The organism is Mucilaginibacter ximonensis (assembly GCF_042686265.1).
In the GTDB taxonomy this organism is placed as follows: domain Bacteria; phylum Bacteroidota; class Bacteroidia; order Sphingobacteriales; family Sphingobacteriaceae; genus Mucilaginibacter; species Mucilaginibacter ximonensis.
Window position 1 is genome coordinate 486,186 of the sequence record NZ_JBHUPD010000001.1, and the last position, 20,226, is coordinate 506,411.

14 protein-coding genes are annotated in these 20,226 nt (G+C 43.2%); 3 read left to right on the forward strand and 11 right to left on the reverse strand.

Translation table 11 applies throughout. The annotated features are described in order from the left end of the window. Window positions 1–17 precede the first annotated feature (17 nt). From treY to glgX, 3 genes are read right to left on the reverse strand one after another with little or no spacing between them, the layout of a single operon-like run. Window positions 18–4,025 carry a malto-oligosyltrehalose synthase gene (gene treY / locus ACFS5N_RS02185; RefSeq protein ID WP_377181764.1) on the reverse strand — a complete coding sequence of 1,336 codons (4,008 nt, stop codon included), beginning with the start codon at window positions 4,023–4,025 and terminating at the stop codon, window positions 18–20. Then, window positions 4,018–5,856: a malto-oligosyltrehalose trehalohydrolase gene (gene treZ / locus ACFS5N_RS02190; protein ID WP_377181766.1), complete on the reverse strand. Its 1,839-nt coding sequence runs from the start codon at window positions 5,854–5,856 to the stop codon at window positions 4,018–4,020. Before treZ ends, treY begins: the two co-directional genes overlap by 8 nt. After that, the gene (gene glgX / locus ACFS5N_RS02195; protein WP_377181768.1) at window positions 5,840–7,990 is read right to left on the reverse strand and encodes a glycogen debranching protein GlgX; all 2,151 of its coding nucleotides are present in this window, start codon (window positions 7,988–7,990) and stop codon (window positions 5,840–5,842) included. Before glgX ends, treZ begins: the two co-directional genes overlap by 17 nt. A 268-nt stretch (window positions 7,991–8,258) precedes the next feature. Between glgX and ACFS5N_RS02200 the strand changes: the two genes are divergently transcribed. Further along, window positions 8,259–8,723 carry a hypothetical protein gene (locus tag ACFS5N_RS02200; RefSeq protein WP_377181770.1) on the forward strand — a complete coding sequence of 155 codons (465 nt, stop codon included), beginning with the start codon at window positions 8,259–8,261 and terminating at the stop codon, window positions 8,721–8,723. 72 nt (window positions 8,724–8,795) lie between these two features. Here ACFS5N_RS02200 and ACFS5N_RS02205 read toward each other — a convergent pair whose 3' ends face one another. Then, a complete protein-coding gene (locus ACFS5N_RS02205) occupies window positions 8,796–11,060 on the reverse strand; it encodes a PAS domain-containing protein (protein ID WP_377181772.1) in 2,265 nt (754 codons plus the stop codon). A 178-nt stretch (window positions 11,061–11,238) separates the two neighbouring features. Next, window positions 11,239–11,424 carry a hypothetical protein gene (locus tag ACFS5N_RS02210; RefSeq protein WP_377181774.1) on the reverse strand — a complete coding sequence of 62 codons (186 nt, stop codon included), beginning with the start codon at window positions 11,422–11,424 and terminating at the stop codon, window positions 11,239–11,241. A gap of 300 nt (window positions 11,425–11,724) precedes the next feature. On the opposite strand from ACFS5N_RS02210, the gene ACFS5N_RS02215 reads away from it, so the two are divergent. Next, window positions 11,725–12,381, forward strand: a complete 657-nt coding sequence (locus ACFS5N_RS02215) for a dihydrofolate reductase family protein (protein WP_377181776.1) — start codon at window positions 11,725–11,727, stop codon at window positions 12,379–12,381. Window positions 12,382–12,434: 53 nt separating this feature from the next. On the opposite strand, the gene ACFS5N_RS02220 is transcribed toward ACFS5N_RS02215, so the two are convergent. The 6 genes from ACFS5N_RS02220 to ACFS5N_RS02245 form a co-directional block, all read right to left on the reverse strand. Beyond that, entirely contained in the window at window positions 12,435–13,988 is a 1,554-nt protein-coding gene (locus ACFS5N_RS02220; protein WP_377181778.1) for a DHA2 family efflux MFS transporter permease subunit, read from the reverse strand. 52 nt (window positions 13,989–14,040) lie between these two features. Next, window positions 14,041–14,628 (reverse strand): TetR/AcrR family transcriptional regulator, encoded by a 588-nt coding sequence (locus ACFS5N_RS02225; RefSeq protein WP_377181780.1) that lies wholly within the window; start codon window positions 14,626–14,628, stop codon window positions 14,041–14,043. Window positions 14,629–14,788: 160 nt separating this feature from the next. Beyond that, window positions 14,789–15,166 carry a hypothetical protein gene (locus ACFS5N_RS02230; protein ID WP_377181783.1) on the reverse strand — a complete coding sequence of 126 codons (378 nt, stop codon included), beginning with the start codon at window positions 15,164–15,166 and terminating at the stop codon, window positions 14,789–14,791. Window positions 15,167–15,220: 54 nt separating this feature from the next. Further along, window positions 15,221–16,042, reverse strand: a complete 822-nt coding sequence (locus tag ACFS5N_RS02235) for a universal stress protein (RefSeq protein WP_377181785.1) — start codon at window positions 16,040–16,042, stop codon at window positions 15,221–15,223. An 18-nt stretch (window positions 16,043–16,060) separates the two neighbouring features. Next, on the reverse strand, window positions 16,061–17,485 hold the full coding sequence (locus tag ACFS5N_RS02240; RefSeq protein ID WP_377181787.1) for an inorganic phosphate transporter: 1,425 nt from the start codon (window positions 17,483–17,485) through the stop codon (window positions 16,061–16,063). A gap of 130 nt (window positions 17,486–17,615) precedes the next feature. Further along, complete coding sequence (locus tag ACFS5N_RS02245; protein ID WP_377181790.1) at window positions 17,616–18,539, reverse strand: molybdate ABC transporter substrate-binding protein; 924 nt, start codon at window positions 18,537–18,539, stop codon at window positions 17,616–17,618. A gap of 235 nt (window positions 18,540–18,774) precedes the next feature. Between ACFS5N_RS02245 and ACFS5N_RS02250 the strand changes: the two genes are divergently transcribed. Next, window positions 18,775–20,193, forward strand: coding sequence for an alpha-L-fucosidase (locus ACFS5N_RS02250; RefSeq protein ID WP_377181792.1), 1,419 nt, complete (start codon window positions 18,775–18,777; stop codon window positions 20,191–20,193). Window positions 20,194–20,226: the final 33 nt, after the last annotated feature.

A 20,226-nucleotide genomic window follows, 5' to 3' on the forward strand; every position in this document is an offset into this window, starting at 1 on the left:
ACGTTTTTGCCGAATTGTTAGCGATTATAAAAACGTGTTAAATCCCGCAGCCTCGGCGATAATTGTTTGTTTAGTTGTTTTTCGGTCAACCGCCAGGTCCAGTTGCCGTCGGCTGATGAAGGAAGATTCATACGGTGTTCCCCGCCAAGTTCCAGCGCATCCTGCATAGGTAATATGGCTACCCCGGCAACAGAGGCATAACAAAGCCTTATCATTATATCGCATATATTTTTCGCCGACGTTTTTTGGCCGGTGTATTGATCTATGATTTGTTTACCGTTGACATCCAAATCTGTTGAATACCAACCTTTTAGTGTGTTGTTGTCATGGGTGCCGGTATAGGCAAAGCTATTTGGGGTGAAATAATGCGGAATGTGCGGTGAAACCGGCATGTTATCACCAAAAGCAAACTGTAGTACGCGCATGCCCGGCAAATCAAATTGATCTCGCAGGCTGTAAACAGGCGCGTCAATATCGCCCAGATCTTCGGCCACAAAGGGCAGGTTGCCTAATTCTGCCTTGAATGTATCAAATAATTTTGCGCCCGGGCCCGGCATCCACTTACCATTTACAGCGGTATGCTCATTTCCGGGAACTTCCCAGTAGTTAACAAATGCCCTGAAATGGTCAAGCCTTATCAAATCAACGTATTCCAGATTTTTGCGGATGCGTTGTAACCACCAGTGATACCCATCTTGATGGTGGGCTTCCCAGTTATAAACCGGCATACCCCATAACTGGCCTTCGGCCGAAAAGTAATCGGGCGGAACGCCGGCTATGCCTGCTATATTACCCTTATGGTCAAGTTTAAACAGTTCAGGATTTGCCCAAACGTCTGCTGAATCATAGCTGATGTAAAAAGGCAGGTCGCCTACCAGGGTTATTCCTTTCCTTTTTGCCTGATTATGCAGTGTATGCCACTGTTTGCTGAAAATATATTGCAGCCATTTTTCCAGATCGATTTCTTCGGCGTATTTTACCCGCGCATTTTGCAGCGATTTTGAATTGCGATTGCGTTGATCTTTTGGCCATTCGTACCAGGGCTTTTGGGCGTTTGCTTGTTTTAATGCCTGATACAGGGCGAAATCATCCAGCCACTTGGTTTCTGTTGATTTGAAAACCTCAAATTGGCGCTGAACCTCGGCATTGCTCTGTTTAAAGCGCTGATAGGCTTTAATAAATAATTTACTTTTTAATACCACAGCCTGCTCGAAGTTTGCCTGCTGCGTTACAGGCAATCTAGATGACCGTATTTCTTTGTCATTTAACCAGCCATCGGCAACCAACAGTTCCGGACTAATCAGCAAAACGTTGCCCGCCATAGCTGATGTGGAGCTATAGGGTGAGTAGCCAGCGCCCCGGTCAACCGGGTTTAGGGGTAATATCTGCCAGTAACGTTGCCCGCTGTTAAACAAAAAATCGATAAACTGATGAGCCGCCGGCCCCATATCGCCAAGCCCAAAAGCCGAGGGTAGTGAAGTAATATGCAGCAGCAAACCAGCGCCACGATCTGCCGGTTGGTCAAATTGGAGCAGTGCCAGGGGTAGTCCCTCAAATAAAGTTTTTATTTCGATACTTTCTGTAGCATATCCTTCGGTGCCGGTCAATAGGTTTTTCCAGCCGCGGGGCGTTGTCTCAGGTAAGCTAATGGTGGTATCTGCCCAATCAAATTTCAAAGGTACTTTACCATCTGCACCAAGCGCTGCCAGGTGTAACGGCACAGCTACCATATACCAGCTATTTGCAAATTGCCGGGCAAAGGCAAATATATTGTCTTTGTATTTACCTGCGGTTTTTAACGGGATGTAATCTCCCTGGGTAAATAAAGCAGGTTGATTAGCTCTTATTGTTAACAAACGTTGTGTTAAATGCAGTTTAATTTTACCGGTATAGCGTTCATCCCAAAGCTGCTGCCATGAATTTATATCATGTCTCGTTTCGCCGGCCAAATAGGATTGCCGTAATTGATAATCAACAGGTCTGCGGTTATCCGGATCAACCAAACTCAGGTCCCACAAATCGGCGCCCTGATACACGTCTGGTACACCGGGACATGCAAATTTTAACAACACCTGCGATAAAGAATTAATGATGCCGAAATCTGAAACACGTTCATGGAACGCCATAAAATTTTTTCTGAAATCACTTTTATCAGCTAATAAGTCGCTAATGAAGTCCTTGATCCTGGTTTCGTAATTTTCATTGGGTGAAGCCCAATCAGATCTTTCTTTACCTTCACGCAATGCCTTTAATAAGTAATCTTGCAGCCGTGCTGTAAAGCTGTCATCTTTGGTTTGCGGCATGGGGTGGGCGCCAATTATGGATTGATAAATAAAATAAGCGTCATTCTTGTCAATCTCTGCGGGCTTTGGTAATGATTCCAGAAATCCGAACCAATCTGCAGGTATATCAGTCAATACATTCAAACGCGCACGTACATCCTCTCCGCGTTTGGTGTCATGGGTAGAGGTGGCGTTTATGGCTAATGGGCATTGCGCTTGCCGTTGGCACATAAGCTGGTGAAACTGGTCGTGAGTCAACCCAAATGCAAACGGACTATCCCCAACCTCGTTATGGCCTATAAAACGGTTGCTGGTATACATCAAGGTATCTTCAACACCTTTAGCCATCAGCGGGCCGGTAAATTGCATACAACGCCGGTAAAAAACCAAGGCGCGCGAGTTATAATCTTTGTTCTCTTTATCAGGTTGCTCAGTAAATATCCGTTTAAGCGTTGCCAGGGCCGGATTTGCCGTTGGTATGTCATCTATTAATTTGGCAATTTCCTGAGCTTCTGCTTCAGCCAGGGGCATGTGCCGCCCGTAATAACGGTAAACCGGGCAATGAATCAAAAACTGTGCAATAGCCTCTTTGAGATGGCTGTTGATTTGTTGTAGTTCTTTGCTTGTAACCAGATTTGAGCGTAAAAAAAGCTGATACAAGTTTTCCAGCTCGCCAGCCATGTGGTGTTTCAGGATGTACGCTTTTTTTTCGGATGCGCTTTTTTGCGGTTGTTTTGTGTTGCCTGTAAGTTGCTGATAATTGGCGGTGAAAATCCGCCGGTTTTTGGTTTCAGTAAACAGATTGTTCAACTGGGCTAAAAAGTCATATCCTGTCGTTCCTTGCACGGGCCAATCGTTGGGTAATGCTTCATCTTCTTCCAGTATTTTTTCGACGACGATGTAAACATCGGGCCCGGCCAGGTTTTTTAATCTTTGTAAATATCCTTCCGGATCAGCCAATCCGTCGATATGGTCTACACGCAGCCCCTGAAAAATACCCTCGTCAATTAACTGTTTAATTAATTTATGATAAGCATCAAAGACCGCTTCATCCTGCATATTAAGGCAGATCAAACCATTCACGGTGAAAAAACGGCGATAATTAATCTGCTTGTCCGTTTCCTGCCAATGGCACAAGCGGTACGCTTGCCGGGCAGCGATGTCTTTTATTAGATTGGCATCATTATTTACCTGGTCAATAAACTTAGCGGTAAACTTTGGGCGGTTATCAACCGTTGCCGGGTATTGCTGATCGTAATAAGCCAGCTTTAGCTTGCCGCGGTTATCCACCAGCCGAATTTGTTTCTGATCAACAGCTTCGTCAAAGCTTGTGCCTAAGAAAGGCACCATGATTCGCTTATCCTCAAATGAGCTGTTCCATTCAATATCAAAAAATGGAGCATAGGCAGACGCATTGCCTTTCTCCAAAACATCCATTAACCAATTGTTATTGGGATGAAAAGCCATATGGTTAGGCACAATGTCCTGAAGCCAGTTGATTTGAAGTTCTCGTAGTGTTTTGCTTATTTCACGTAATTCATCCAGCGTCCCGATTTCGGGATTAATCTTGAGCGGATTTACCACGTCATAGCCGTGCATGCTCCCCGGTGTCGCTTCAAAAACAGGCGAGGCGTACAGTGTTTTTATGCCCAATTGCTGCAGATAAGGAATGATTTTTTTCAGGTGTTTGAACGTGAAATCCTTATGGAATTGGATGCGGTAAGTTGATATAGGGTTAAACATGAGTTTGCGTATATATAATTACCGATTCGGGTTGGATATTGATTTTTTGGGTTGTATCCTGACTGTCGGGCGCGTCAGCCGGGCCATTCCATTCAATAGCCGCCGAATCGAATAGTTTTTGCCAGTTGCCCGGATATTCGTCCAAGCCAATAGTTTGAAGTTGATTTGAAAAGTTGAGCAAACAAAGTAAAGTTTCCTTTTCCGTCCATCTTTTAACCAGCAATACTTGTTGTGCCGATAAAGCTGATGTCTCCATATAATGGCGGTCGCAGGTATTTAACACCATGTTGGTTTTACGCAACCGTATCAGCGTTTTGTAGTAGTTTACTAAGTTTTGGTGGGGTTGTTGGTTAATCAGATCCCATTGTAATTTTGACGTCTCAAAAGTTTGCAGTGCCTGAGGGTCCGGCGCTTCCTGGTCAGTGATGAATTTCTTGAATTCTTCTTTTCTTCCTTGCCTAACTGCTTCAACCAGTTCAGCATCAGTATGGCTAACAAAATATAAAAATGGGTTGGTTTCTCCGTACTCTTCGCCCATGAACATCAGGGGCAGGTAAGGGCTGATAAACACCGCAGCAGCCATCAATTTCTGCATGCTGAAGCTGACCAAAGTACTGGTTCGTTCGCCCAGTAAGCGGTTGCCCACCTGGTCGTGGTTTTGCGAGAATACTACAAATTGTTGCCCCTGCAGTCCGGCAGTTTTTGACCCGAACGTACGGTGTCGTTCTTCAGAATATTGTCCGTCGTACACATAAGCATCGCGGTAGGCTTTGGCCAAATCCTCCAGTCCGTTAAAATCAGCATAATACCCTTCGCGTTTTTGCCCGGCGGCAACGCGCAGGGCATGATGAAATTCATCTGTCCATTGAGCGTTTATGCCATAGCCGCCCTCAGCAGACGATTTAAGAAAACGGCTGTCATTTAAATCACATTCAATAATCAGGTAATGTTGCCGGCCTGTTAATGTAGTTAACTCATTAACGTGTTCTTGAATTTCCTGCAAAATATGTTTTGGGCTGAAATCTTTAATAGCATGTACGGCATCCAGCCTTAATGCGTCTATATGAAAATCACGAAACCACATTAAAGCATTTTCTGTAAAGTATTGTCTTACACCGTCACACCACGCATCGTCAAAGTTAATGGCACCTCCCCACGGCGTTTTGTATTTCTCGGTTATATATGGCCCGTAATGACTAAGGTAATTTCCTTCAGGGCCCAGGTGATTATAAACTACATCCAGTATCACAGCCAAACCTTTTTGATGACAAGCATCAACGAGGCGCATCAAGCCAGCCGGGCCGCCATAGCTATTTTGAACGGCAAATGGAAATACGCCGTCATATCCCCAGTTCCTGTTGCCGGGAAATTGAGCCACTGGCATCACTTCGATTGCGGTTATTCCTAAATCAAGCAGGTAATCCAGCTTCTGTTCAATAGCTGCAAAGTTGCTATCGTTGGTAAAAGTACCTGTATGCAGTTCATAAATTATATAGTTGCTCAGCTCATGATTTTGCCATTTTCCGTCGGCCCAATCAAAATCGTCAATTGTAAAAACCTCAGATAATTCATGCACACCTCCAGGCTGCGAGAGCGAGGCGGGGTCAGGCAACGCTTCTTCGCCATCAATGCTAAAACCGTAACGAGATCCCGGCTGCAGCTTGTCCGTTTTTAACGTCCACCAGCCCTTGTCATCATGGTTTAACGGCAAAGTCGCTGCTGTACCTGTCACCAGGCTTACAGACTCAGCCATTGGAGCCCACACGCTAACCTCAGCAAGTTTATCTTTATTGAAATTGACGCCAACTGACCGTTTAGAAATGCTTGCCATCCTCATTTTTGATCAGTTGATGCTGTAACAAAATAATAGACCGGCCCTCTACATGTAATAATTCGCCGGGCTGAAATACCTGATCTGTTGGCTGGAATTTGGGATTGGCGGTATTAATAAGCATTTTCCAATCAGCCGAATATTTTTTATCCGGTAGCTTGTAATCCAGCGGCTCGCTATGCGCATTAAATACAATGTAAAAATTGTCGTCAATTACCTTGTTGCCCTCTGAGTTTACAGCGCGTAAGCCCTGTCCGTTCAGAAAAACAGCTACTGATTTGGCAAATCCCTGCTGCCAGTGTTCCTGGTCCATTTGCGAACCATCTGGCAAAAACCAGGCAATATCTTCAATTCCACCTTCTTTAACCGGCTCGCCCTTGAACCAGCTTTTGCGGGAAAACGCAGCATGCTCACGTCTTAAATGAATTAGCTGACGGGTAAATTCCTGCAATTCCGTATCCTGATGCTCCCAGTCAAGCCATGATATCTCGTTATCCTGACAATAAGCGTTATTATTTCCTTGTTGCGTACGGCCCATTTCATCACCGGCTACCAGCATTGGCACACCCTGCGACAAAAAAAGCGTGGTCAGGAAGTTGCGTCGCTGACGTGCGCGCAGTTCATTGATTACCGGGTCATCAGTTGGGCCCTCGGCGCCGCAGTTCCAGGAGCGGTTATGGCTTTCGCCATCCTGGTTGTTCTCGCCATTGGCTTCGTTGTGTTTTTCATTGTATGATACCAGGTCGTTTAGCGTGAAGCCATCGTGAGCGGTGATAAAGTTAATACTGGCCGTTGGCCGGCGAAAATCCTCATAAAGGTCTGAACTCCCGGTAATGCGTCCGGCAAAATCGGGCAGCATATTTTCGGTTCCGTTCCAATAATCGCGAATATCGTCCCGATATTTACCGTTCCACTCGGCCCAACCCGGCGGGAATTTGCCAACCTGATAGCCGCCTTCTCCAATATCCCATGGTTCTGCAATTAGTTTTACCTGAGATATAATGGGGTCCTGGTGGATAATATCAAAAAAAGCGCTCAGGCGATTTACTTCATGTAATTCGCGGGCAAGCGTAGCCGCCAGGTCAAAACGAAAACCATCAACGTGCATTTCCAATATCCAGTAACGCAGGCTATCCATCATCAGCCTTAGTACATTGGGCAAATTGGCATTTAATGTATTGCCAGTACCGGTATAGTCGTTATAATAACGCTTGTTTTCATCAGTTAAACGATAGTAAGAAACGTTGTCTATTCCTCTGAATGACAGTGTCGGGCCCATTTCATTACCTTCGCCGGTATGGTTATAAACTACGTCAAGAATCACCTCGATTCCCGCCTTATGCAGTTCCTTAACCATGTTTTTAAATTCATTAACCTGGGCGTTAATCTTGTCGCCGGCGGCGTAGCGTGCGTCGGGTGCAAAAAAGCCTATGGTATTGTAACCCCAATAGTTGGTGCGTCCGTCGTCGCGTAGGTGCCGGTCGCTCAAAAAATAATGAACAGGCATTAGCTCAATAGCCGTAATGCCCAGTTTTTTTAAATAGCTGATGCTTGCCGGATGCGCAATGCCGGCGTAAGTGCCGCGCAACTCCTCAGGTATATCGGGATGTTGTTTGGTGAAACCTTTGACATGGGTTTCATAAATAATAGAGTTGTAATAAGCAATATTAGGTTTCTTATCGTCGCCCCAATCAAAATGAGGATCAATAACTACTGATTTCGGGATAAAAGCCGCGCTATCCGCTTCGCTAAAGCTCAGATCGCCCTCCGGATTGCCAACTTCGTAACCAAAAAGCGCATCGTCCCATTCTACGGTGCCAGAGATAGCTTTGGCGTAAGGATCTATCAATAATTTATTAGGATTAAAACGATGTCCGTTTTCTGGCTCATAGGGCCCATGTACGCGATACCCATATAGCTGCCCGGGTTTAATATCAGGCAGGTATACATGCCATATAAGGTTTGAATGTTCTGTTACCGGAATTTTTAATGTCTCCAGTTGATCGTCTGCATGATCAAACAAACATAATTCAACTTTAGTGGCGTTTTCAGAATAAAGTGCAAAGTTAACTCCTTTTCCGTCCCAGGTTGCGCCAAGAGGAAATGGGCCGCCGGGATATATTAATCGTTTCATAAGCTATATATCAATGTATAATGTGTACCCTATAACAGCATTGCTGATGGATAGTTTAGCCTGAAAGGTAATGAACTGGAATCTGCGGGCTAAATACGTATAAATTGCGTCCGGATTAGGTGTTTTTCCAGCTTATAAAGGTATAAGTTAGCTATACTGTTAACCCTTTTTAGGTAGCGTACAGAATTACGCCTGAGTAGTCGATATTCATTTTAAAAACTTAGTTGTAATGAGCTTGTTACAATAAGATAAACAACACTCAACAACTATGAAAAAAATTAATTTATTAGTGCTTGCTACAGCCGCACTGTTTTCTGCCCATGTTGCTAATGCGCAGGACAATGACACTTCAAAAAACAAAATTGAGGTAAAAAAGAAAGTGAAAACCGGGGTACATGGCCGCCAGGTAACAAAAATTAAGGTAGAAGGTAAAGGTACGCCCGAAGCGATAGGAAGCGTTGCTGCTACGGCTACTACGGGCAAAACCAACGTTGTGGTTGCGCAACCTGCGGCGCCGGCTCAGGTAGTGGTGGTAAATCCTCAGCCAAAGCCTGCTGCCACAACCGTCACAACATCAGTAACCAAGCCTGCGCCGACAGTTCATACCACTACCACCACAACTACTCATACAGCAACTAATGCGCGGGTAGTTGCCAAAAAGCCGGTGCATAGCCACATATATCATAAACCTGCTGTTACTACCACCACAACAACCACTGTAAAAAAAGAATAATAAGCCTAAAGCAAACTAAAAACCCTTAGCAGAAATGCTAAGGGTTTTTAGTTGAAGTGTAACAATAACTGCTTACCCGGCCTTGTTTGAAACTTCGCTGATAACCCTGTCTAACTCATTTGCAGTTTCCATGATATAGTCAAGTAATTGTATTTTATCATCCAGCGCTTGTTCATCTTTCAAAACAATGATCAGGCCCATAAGCCGGGCCAAAGGTGCCCGTACAAGATGTGATTGCATCCACGCTATATCAGACAGCTGCGACTCGGCAATTTTTGCTGCTGTAACGTCAAGACAGGAGCCGATCATCTTTTCCGGATTTCCGTTACTGTCGCAGATTACCCTACCCCAAGATTTAAGGTAACGTATTTCGCCGTCAGGGCGGATGATCCTTTCCTCAAATACAACGTCCTTTTGCGATTGCAGTGCATTCATAAGGACGTTTTGCACATAATCTCTGTCATCCTGGTGCAGCATGGTCATGTACTTTTCGTAGTTAGCTATATGGTGTCGTTTATCAACGCCGTATATGTTATACAACACGTCCGACCATTTAACAGAGTTGTTTTTAATGTCCCATTGCCAATTACCAAAGTTGGCAAGTTCCTGACCTTGTGTGATCAGCATCGTCGTTTCTTCAATAATTCTGGCGCGCTCGCGGTTTTCTAATATCACTTTTAAAATTGCAACCGCACGGTCTATAACCATTTGTTCTGTATCATTGGGCGCTTTTACATCATCATAGTACATACCAAATACTGCTGTAACCTCATTATCGCTATTAATAACGGGGCAAGACCAGCATGCTTTTAAATTGTATTTTAATGCCAGATCCTTATAGCTTCCCCATAACGGACTGGTCGATATATCGGCTACTATTACCTTTTTCTTGTAGTAAGCTGCTGCACCGCATGAGCCCACACGCTCGCCAATAATTAAACCATCTATTGAATCTGTGTACTCTTTAGGGAGCGATGGAGCGGCAAGTGTGTAAATGCTGTTATGCTTTACCTGCATTAATGAACATTTCATGTGTGGTAACAGGTGCTCAATCCCTTTCAGATAAGCAAAAAGGATATATTGTAAATCTTCCTCTTTGTTTGCTACCAGCTCCAATATATTTTTCTCAAGGTTATCCAGATCGGCTAGTAGTTTAGATTCTGTAACGTCAATCATCACTCCCCGCAGCAATTTAGGTTTATCGTTTTCCTCAATTACCGAAACAAGGTCCTTTATCCATACAATGCCGCCATCGGCTTTTACCATCCTGTAGTCAAAAACGTGGTTTTGAACTTCGCGCGTCTGAGTTTGGCAAAATTTTACAGCCCAATCGCGGTCTTCTTCATAAATATGGTTGGCCCAAAAATTAGGATCACTTAGCCATTGCTGGGGTGTATAACCCAGTATGTCGTTGATCTTATTGCTAATGTAGGTGAACTTAAAGGTAGCAGCATCGGCTTCCCAAACCACACCTTCCACTGATTCAATCAAAGCCTGGTATTGGTTGCGTGATTCTCTTAGTTCTTTTTCGGCTATTTTGGATGTCGTAATATCCTGAGTCACGCCGTATAATCGCACGCATGCATTGTCTTTCAGGTCGGCCTTACCTGTACTGCGTATCCAGCGGCTATTGCCTGCCGCTGTAATAATCTCAAGTTCTACATCAAATACGCTGTGTTTTTCAATGGCCTGGTAAACAGCATTTATAATAATTTCCCTGTATTTGTCATCTTTATAAAAAGCAAGCGAAGACTCAAAAGTTGGCTCATAATCGGCTGGTGCCTCATAAATGTCTTTTAAAACGTCAGACCATATAATGGTATTATTTACCATATCGACCTCCCAATTACCAATCTTAGCTATGCGCTGCGATTCAATCAGGAACTTTTCATGTTTTATAAGGTCTTCATGAAGCACTTTTTCTTTGTACTGGGCTTCTATAATATCCGTTACGTCGTTCAGCGTGCGAATAATAAATTCAACTTTATCGTCATCGCCAAAAAAAGGGGTGTTGATGATGTCGACGTATTTTATTGTTGATTCGCCAGTTTCCGGCGTACCGTATTCATACCGGGTTAGCGGTTGTTTTTGTGTTATTTTGTAAAGTAACACATCATGCAAAGCTTGTAATACTTCGTCTGTGCCTAAGTTGCTTTGATAGGTGTGCAACACGTCTGTCAGGTTGTTTCCTACAATATCTTCGCGGCGTAAATTGACGAATGATAAATAAGCGTTATTTGCAAAGACAATAGGATAGTTGGGATGCTCGGCCTGTAGTAATATGGTAGGGGTGGGCGTTGCATTAAGTAAATTACGCCAGTATTTATCTTGTATCATATATTCTATAATAAATACCAGATATCTTTAAAGCCGGATTAATAACGGTTTGGTATCCATTAAAGTTAATTAATATTTTATTAACCAACTTAAGTAAAATTGCAAAGTATTTTATTAGTTATAAAAAAGCCCTGAGACATTTAATGCTCAGGGCTTTTTTAGTGTAAATAACGGTCGACTATTCAAATTGAAGCTCCCATTTATCTTCGCCGGCGTCAACCACACGAAATATCGTCTTTTCGACCAATTGTGTATGATCTGTTGAGCTGAGCTGCACTACTTCATGATCATGAAATTCTTGTGATTTTGGAACCATAATGGCAGTCATGCCGTGCGGATCGCCAGGAATTACTAAAGTCTTCATAACGTTTATCGTTTTGGTTTATAGTTATTTAACAATATAAATTTAAATAAGTTTCAACTGCTTTTTATAGCTGAGGACGTTTTTTTTAGATTTCGCAGGCCACTGAACACAATAAATCAAATATCCGTTAAGAATCCGCCGGCTCATTTCGTTCGTTATGCCTTTCCGGCCTACGTGTTAGCGCCTGTAAATAAGTCACAAACCAGCCCGTTAATTGTCCTTATTGCACCTTACTGCAATTGCAGTTACGCTGTAGATTTGTATCAAACAAACACTCACTGTATTAAACAAACAATCATCATGAGAAAAATTATCGTAGCAACCTTTTTAAGCATGGATGGCGTACTTCAGGCACCAGGCGGCCCGCAAGAAGACCCAACCAACAATTTTACTTACGGCGGCTGGATGTTCCCTTATGGGGACGAGACAACCAATCAGGCTATAGGTAAACTATTTTCAGCACCGTTCGACTTATTGCTGGGCCATTTTACCTATGACATATTTGCTGCACACTGGCCTTATCAGCAGGATGAGATCGGCGAAGTGTTTAACCGCATTAATAAATATGTGGTGGCTACAAAGCCGGTCGATTTATCATGGCATAACTCGATTCTAATTTCGGGCGATGTTGTAGCCGAAATAAAAAAGCTTAAAGAGCAGGATGGCCCGGCCCTATTGGTACACGGAAGCAGCGTACTGGCGCAAACGCTATTACAGTATGGGTTAATAGATGAACTGCACACCTGGATACACCCGTTAACTTTAGGCACAGGAAAAAAATTATTCGGTCAGGGCGCGCAGGCGCAAGGCTGGAAATTAACCGATTCGGTTGTTTCAACTACCGGTGTAATCATAGCAAGCTACGCACCCGACGGCGAAGTTAAAAAAGGGTCATTTGTGCCTGATCAGCCGAGTGAAAAAGAGTTGGAACGCAGAGAAAAGATAAAAGGATTGTAGTAAATATGAGCGAAGACCAAATTGACGATTTGGCCTTCGCTTGTGGTTACAAATTAATGATCCGCAATGACCATCTTAGAAATTGCCGCATTTTTTGGCGATTTGACTACCAGTAACAACAAAGGTAAGGCCATTGCAAAAAGCAAGCCTATCATTGCAAAAGCATCAACATAGCTCAACATAGCCGATTGTTTAACAACGGTTTGCTCAATAACCGCCATGGCTTTTATTTTGGCGTCAATGGGGTTAATGCCTTTGTGCTCAAAATAGCTAATGAGCGAATTTAAACGGCCAACTGCATAAGAGTTTGTATTGGTTATATTTACCAATAAGTCTGTTCGGTGAACAGCCATACGGCGTGCAGTGAAGGTATTCACTGCGGATATACCAAAGGCGCCACCTAATTGACGCATCATATTATTTAAGGCTGCTCCCTGCGGTATATCGGCAGGGGGAAGGGATGATACGGCAAGCATGGTAAGCGGTACGGTAAGGAATGCCATACCAAGGGCGCGAAATATCAAATTTATGGTAATAGTATGTGCCGAGGTATCAAAATTAATGCCCGACATGTTCCAGTTAAAGTAAATGAAACACATAAACCCGGCCGCTACTACCATAAGAGGGGATACGCCGCTCTGTATTAATCGGCCGGATAAAATTAAACCCACTATGGCAATGATGGCACCGGGTAACAATAAAAAGCCGGTTTGGGTAGGCGAGAATCCCAGTAAGCGCTGTGCGATAACCGGTGTCAGAAAGACAGAGGTAAACATACCAATACCGGTTATAAAAGTCAGGATAGCTGCAATAGTTAATGATTTACTTCTGAATACCCGCAGGTTTACTACCGGATGCTCAATTTTTAGCTCCCAGATCACGAAACCGGTGAGCGATACTATGGCCGTTATAGTAAGCACGGTGATATAGCCCGTAGCAAACCAGTCTTCAGTTTGACCGCGCTCTAACACGGTTTGAAGCGACCCTATCCCTGTGGCCAATAACGCAATGCCGGTCCAGTCAATTTTATTTACCTTGGGTTTGATGGCAGGTTCTGTAAGCAGAAAATAACAGGCGGTTGCCGCCAGTATGCCGATAGGTACGTTAATGTAAAATATTAATGGCCATGAATAATTGTCTATAATAATACCACCCATTGTGGGGCCAATTGTAGGGCCTATAAATACACCTATACCAAATATGGCGCTTGCAACACTCTGTTTTTCTTTAGGGAACAACTCAAATATTACGGCTTGCGATACCGAAAGCAACGCACCGCCGCCCAAGCCTTGTAAGAACCTGAAAAATACCAGTGTCCAGATATCGCCGGCGCTGCCGCACATAAAAGAGCATACTACAAAAACTACGATGGAGCCGATGTAGTAATTACGCCGCCCAAAAATGGCAGTCAAAAAGCTGGTTATAGGGATGATGATGACATTGGCAATGGCATAAGCTGTAACCACCCAGGTAGTGTCTTCTAAAGTTGCTCCAAGGTTACCGCTCATGTGCGAGAGCGCGACATTTACAATGGTAGTATCAATCAGTTCCATTACAGCGGCCATAAGCACAGTGATAATGAGTAGCGATCTTTTTAAGTTGTTCATTGTTTTGCGATAAAAAAAATAGACCGATCGGTCTATTTTAGGATAAAAAAATTTATATAATATATAATTCCATTTCTTTTTTTAATACGTCCACCACCGTGTGCAAATGCTGCAGATTATTTTGCACTTTACTGATTAACATGGCGCCTTCAAGCATGGTAAAGGCTTTCAGGGCATACAGGTCGGCATTAAAATCGGCAGAGAATTCGCCGCTTTCCTTGCCATCATTAATGATTTTTACAAATCGGTTTTTGGCCCTGTTTATGGTTTCATTTACTTTTTGTTTAATAAGAGGGTTAGTATCATCTGCCTCTGTACCAAAGTTCAGGATAGGGCAGCCCCCTATGTTTCCGGCTAAAAGGCGGTTATCATAAAAATTTAACAAAGCATAAAGTTTATCCCGGGCAGTGGTAGCCTCACTGATATTTTTAGTTACTGCGTCATGTGTTAAATTGGTCAAATAAGTATATACCTCTATACACAATGCCTCTTTGCTTTCAAAGTTGCCGTAAAGGCCGCCTTTAGCCAGTTTGGTGGCCTCCATAATGTCGCTCATTGAAGTGCCTGCAATACCTTTCTGATTGAAAATAGGTGCAGCTTTCTCAATAATAAATTGCCGGGTACGTTCTGCTTTTGTCATTATGGTACAAATATAAACCGATCGGTCTGTTTTTCAATACGCGGTAAACAAACTGACAAAAAAATTGCAAACTTGGAAATGACTTAAAAATCTGCAATCAATTAACAGGAAAATTTATTTATGTTGTTAAATTTGTCTTGCGCCTTTATCTAACCGAAGTTCAAAACTCGTCTGCCGTAGATCGGTTTTCTGCGTAAGGCGAGCTAAATAAGGTTATGGTTTTTAAAGTTTTGTCTATTGCAAAAGTCCACTCCGAGGTCTGATTTTTCTTTTCAACCCGCACATCTTCGCAGCCAAAAGTAAAGCCAATATCTAATAATATTCTGAAACGGCCTTTGCCGGTAACATCATTGAATTTGACCCTGTCGAAACTCATTTTAACAATGTCCGGCGAACCTCCCTGTTTAAATTCCCGTTGTACTTCATAGGCCAGTTGCTGGTAGTTATTGCTACCGGGTTTTAACACCTCATTTATCAAACTATCAATATTTATCGGTTTTAACTGATTGTCATTAAGTGAGAATTGCAAAGTTTCCATCGCAATAAAGATCGGTAATTTTATTGCCGATGTTAAAGGGAAATTTAGAACGCATTATTCATGCAACACCAGGACCGCTTTCAAGGCCCGGTTCAAAACCCTGTTAACGGTACTGCGTGTAAATAGGCGATAAACCACATTATGGTGATGTTTTACCAGGCACAGGATATCGGTGTGGTCATTCTGCACAAAATCTATTATGCCATCAAGCGGGCTGTCGTTTTTTATATAATTAAAATTGAGGGTAGTATGTTTGATCAGGTCGCTCAAACGCTCCTCGTCCCGATGATGGGTGCGTTTTTCGGGGTCGTCATTTACGTACAGCACCTGCATCTTTTTGGAGCCAAAGGCCTTGATCATTTCGTTCAGCGTTTTAACGTCAATAGCTGAAAGGCGGGTTTCAAAATCAGTAGCCAGGGTTATCATAGGTGTTTCAGCAAACTTGCTCTCTAAGGGCACAATTAGTGTCGGGAATTTGATTCGCGTCACTATCGAGCTGGTATTGCTGCCCACAATACTGCTGATGCCGGTACTGCCTATTACGCCCATCACCAGCAAATCAACCGGGTGCGCTTTAATATATTGCGCTATTACCTTTTTCAGGAACCCGACGTTGCAAACGGTAGTAACTTTTACCTGCTTGTAATCTTGATTGTCTCGGAACTCGCTCACCCATTCTTCAAGCGCGGCACGTTTGTTATTATGGTAATCTTCAATAAAAATAGCGTTGTAGGTATTATTATCAACGCCCTCGGTAGGGTGTATGGCGTGTATAGCGCATACATCTTTGCCAAGCACTACAGCCAGGTTCATGGCATAAGCCATGGCGTTAGCGGCGCTCTTTGAAAAATCGGTGGCTACAAGTATCTGTTTCATTTTCTTAGATGATGGAATTTAAACAAATAAATGGAACAACTGAAATAATAAAAATGATAACAGCATAGCCGCCGGCAGCGTAAGTACCCAGGCTACTGCTATACTTTTAAGCGTGCTGTTGTTCAGATTCTTTGTTCCCCCGGATGCAAGCATAGAACCGGCAATCCCGCTCGATAACACATGCGTTGTACTCACTGGCAACCCAAACCAGGTACTTAAGCCAATGGTTGATGCTGCTACGATCTCAGATGTTGCACCCTGTGCGTAGTTCAAATGTTCATTGCCTATACGCTCACCAATAGTTACCACAATCCGCTTCCAGCCAACCATGGTGCCGAGGCCGAGTGAAAGCGATATAATGCCGATAACCCAAACCGGTGCAAAATCAACTACATGCTGCAGTTCGCCGGCCGATTTATTTAGTGTGTCTTTTTCAGCGTCGCTGAGTAATGCACCTTTATCAGCAACGGTACTGCGCAGGTTTTTGATTACACTTTCTACCTGCTTGCGGTACTGGTAAGTAGCCGAAACATTAGTTTCGCTCTTTTTAAGTAATGAAGCTTCAGTTTGATCAATGGCAGTTGCCAGTTCAGTAAATACCGGCTTATTTTCGCCGTCGCCTTGTAAATGTATTTGTATAATACGGCGCGATGCGTTTAGTTGGGACAGTATCTTATCAGATGTTATGTTATGATTTACCGCAAAACGCGCCGGTAAAAAAGCTATCAGTATCAGCATAAATAAACCAACACCTTTCTGGCCGTCGTTACTGCCATGAAAGAAACTTACCAGCGTACAGGTAGTAATCAACATCAGGCGAATATGAATGGGCGGACGATCATTTTCGCCTTTTGGTATATGAAATAATGCATGCGATTTGGTAACGTGCTTTAAAAATAGCATCAATAAAGCAGCGGCAGCAAAGCCAATAATTGGCGACAGCACCAATGACGAACCGATCTCACCCGCTTTGCTCCAGTTAACGCCAGGGCCATGATATCTGATGGTGAAGGCCAGCCCCGCGCCAATCATGGCGCCAATCATGGTGTGCGAGCTTGAGCAGGGGATACCCAGGTACCAGGTGCCTATATTCCAGATTATTGCGCCAAGCAGCACTGAAATAACCATGCAGGCGCCCACGGCTACCGGCAGGGTCATTAAGGTATCTAAAGGAACTAGTTTGAGGATACCCATGGCCACTGTTACACCACCCAGGGCAACACCCAAAAAATTCCATAAACCCGACCACGGTATGGCGTATACCGGCTTTAAAGCTTTAGTGTAAATAACAGTGGCAACGGCATTAGCCGTATCATGAAAACCATTTACAAACTCAAAACATACTACCGCAAACAAACATAGCAGGAAAACAGATAACAGGTAACCATTAAGGGCGATTGATCCTAAAAGGGGAAGTACAACGCCTAATACATTATGATACATAAATCAGGGCGATCAAATAATCATGGCAAGTTACCTGCCCGGTTTTAAGCTAACCTATTGATTGTGTTACTATAATGTTAAGTAATATTGAATTGTTGTTAGAAGCCGTATCGCTTAATAAGTTTAACTGTTAGTTGCTCGGTAAGAAGCCATATTTTTTATAAATAGCTTTAGCCTCAGCCGAACCCAAAAAATCGAGGAAATCTTTAGCGGCTTGCGGGTGTGGTGCGATCTTTAATGATGCCGCCACATATGTTGCTGTCACATTATCCTTAGCCGGCAGCTCAACACCTTCTATGGGGTTGCCAATCATTTGCTGGTACAAAACTTCGGTCGACCATACCGGGCCCGCATCGCTGTCGCCGTATAAAATGCGCATTGGTGTTTCGCGGTGGTGTATTTTGGTAAGATAGGTACTGTTAGCTTTAACTTTCTCCTCCATCACGGCTTTTTGCAATTTCTCGCCGCCGGCCCTGGCGTAGGCTTCCATTATTTGTGTGCCTATGCCTTCAGTTTGCAGGTTGGGCATGCTTACGCGGATATCTTTTTTGGCCAGGTCAGTCAATCCTTGTATGTGTTTTGGATTTCCTTTTCTTACCATGATAGATAGCTTGTTGGTAGCATACGGCACTATCCGGCTAAACAGATCTGGTGTTTTTTCGATACCGCTTTTACCTGCGGTATATACATCAGGTTTTAAATTAATACGCATATTGCCCACAACAATTGAACCGGCCTCAATTTGCCTGGCCAGGATGCCTGGCGGCAAGGTTTCGGCAAATACACGCTCGTATTGCGGATATTTGGCTTTAAAAGCAGCAAGCAAATCGTCAACAACCATAAACTGGTTGCCCGCAAAGAAGATAACTAACTGCGGGTCGTTAATGTCGCCATATAAATCAGGTACGTTATCAATGCCATAAACAGTAAAATACAATTTACTTACCGGCGGAGTGTTCCAGGGTGGGTCGAAGCGATGGTCCTGCGATTTAGCATTGACAGCTACAGCCAGCAACCCTAAACAAATTGCGGCTATTATATTAAATTTAAACATAGGTTGCAGTATTGTGGTAACGGTCAAATTTAGGGAATTTATGTTGCGGAGTATTTTTGAATTGTTTATAGTTAGTAACTGATTTATTCTGCATTAATTTATATTGTTGAAATACTGATGCCAAAATCATTTAATGAATAGACAATAACATAAAATTTAATACGGCTGCAATCTGCTTTCTTTGATAATTAACGGGTTTATAGCCGAATCCGGCAAAAAGCATTTATAAATTAACATGACATCAAAAAAATTAACCTTAGTGCTGGCCCTTGTATTAATGAGCTTACAGGCAACGTTTGCTCAAAAATCAGAGGTGACCGAAGTTGACACCAAAAGCGAACATTTAAAAAAACTGCAGCAGCAATTTATTGATCTGCGTTTTGGAATGTTCATCCATTTTAATATTCCAACTTATATGGATGCCGACTGGCCTGACCCGGAAGCGTCACCATCAAACTTTAACCCAACTAAGTTGGATTGCGACCAGTGGGCAAAAGCCGCAAAATCGGCTAATATGAGCTATGGCTGTTTGACCACCAAGCACCACAGTGGTTTTTGTATATGGGACACCAAAAGTACCGACTACAACGTAATGAACAGTCCGCTGCACCGCGACGTGGTGAAAGAATACGTGGACGCTTTCAGAAAAAATGGTTTAAAAGTAATGCTGTACTATTCAATACTTGACACGCACCATAAACTGCGCCCTAACCAGATACAGCCGAGCCATATTGAGATGGTGAAACAACAAATTACCGAATTGCTAACTAAATACGGCAAAATAGAAGCGTTGATTATTGACGGATGGGACGCACCATGGTCAAGGATTTCATACGACGATGTGCCTTTTGAGGATATTTATCATTTGGTAAAAAAATTGCAGCCTGATTGTTTATTGATGGACCTGAATGGAGCAAAATATCCAAAATTAGGTTTGTACTATACTGATATCAAAACGTACGAAATGGGTGCGGGCCAACGTATGGAAGCTGGCAGCAATACCATGCCTGCTTTAGCTTGCTTACCTATCCAAAGTTCGTGGTTCTGGAAGAGCGATTTCCCGACCACTCCGGTTAAAACTGCTTCAAGCTTAGTTAACGATTATCTTAAAAAACTAAATAGCGACCGTTGTAATTTCATCCTCAATGTTGCGCCAAATAAAGACGGCCGTTTTGATGATAACGCTATAGCCGAGTTGAAAGAAATTGGCAAGATCTGGAAAAATGATGGCCCGCTGGCGGCTTTGCCGGATAATGAAGCGCCGATCATCTCGCAAAACCTGGCTAAAAATGCGCCTGCCAACTCAAGCTGGAGCGACGATAGCGAGATAAGCGACTTTGCTAATGATGATAATTTTGGCAGCTCATGGGTTTCAAACCCGCGTGTCAAAGATCCATGGTACGAGGTAAGCTTTAAACGCGAAACAGGCCTTAATACCATTGTCATCGCCGAAAGAAGATCAAACATTAATAAATATAAATTGGAGTACTACTCAGACGGTTCATGGAAACCGATTCTGGATGGCGATAAAACCTCGGCGGTTAAAGTACACCGCTTTACCCGTATCTGGGCTAATAAAGTAAGAATACGTATTTTAGGTTCAGAAAGACAGCCGTCCATAGCTGAGTTTCAAGTTTACAACGAGCAGCGTTAATAGCTCAAGTTTTAAATTTTACAGGTTAAAGTG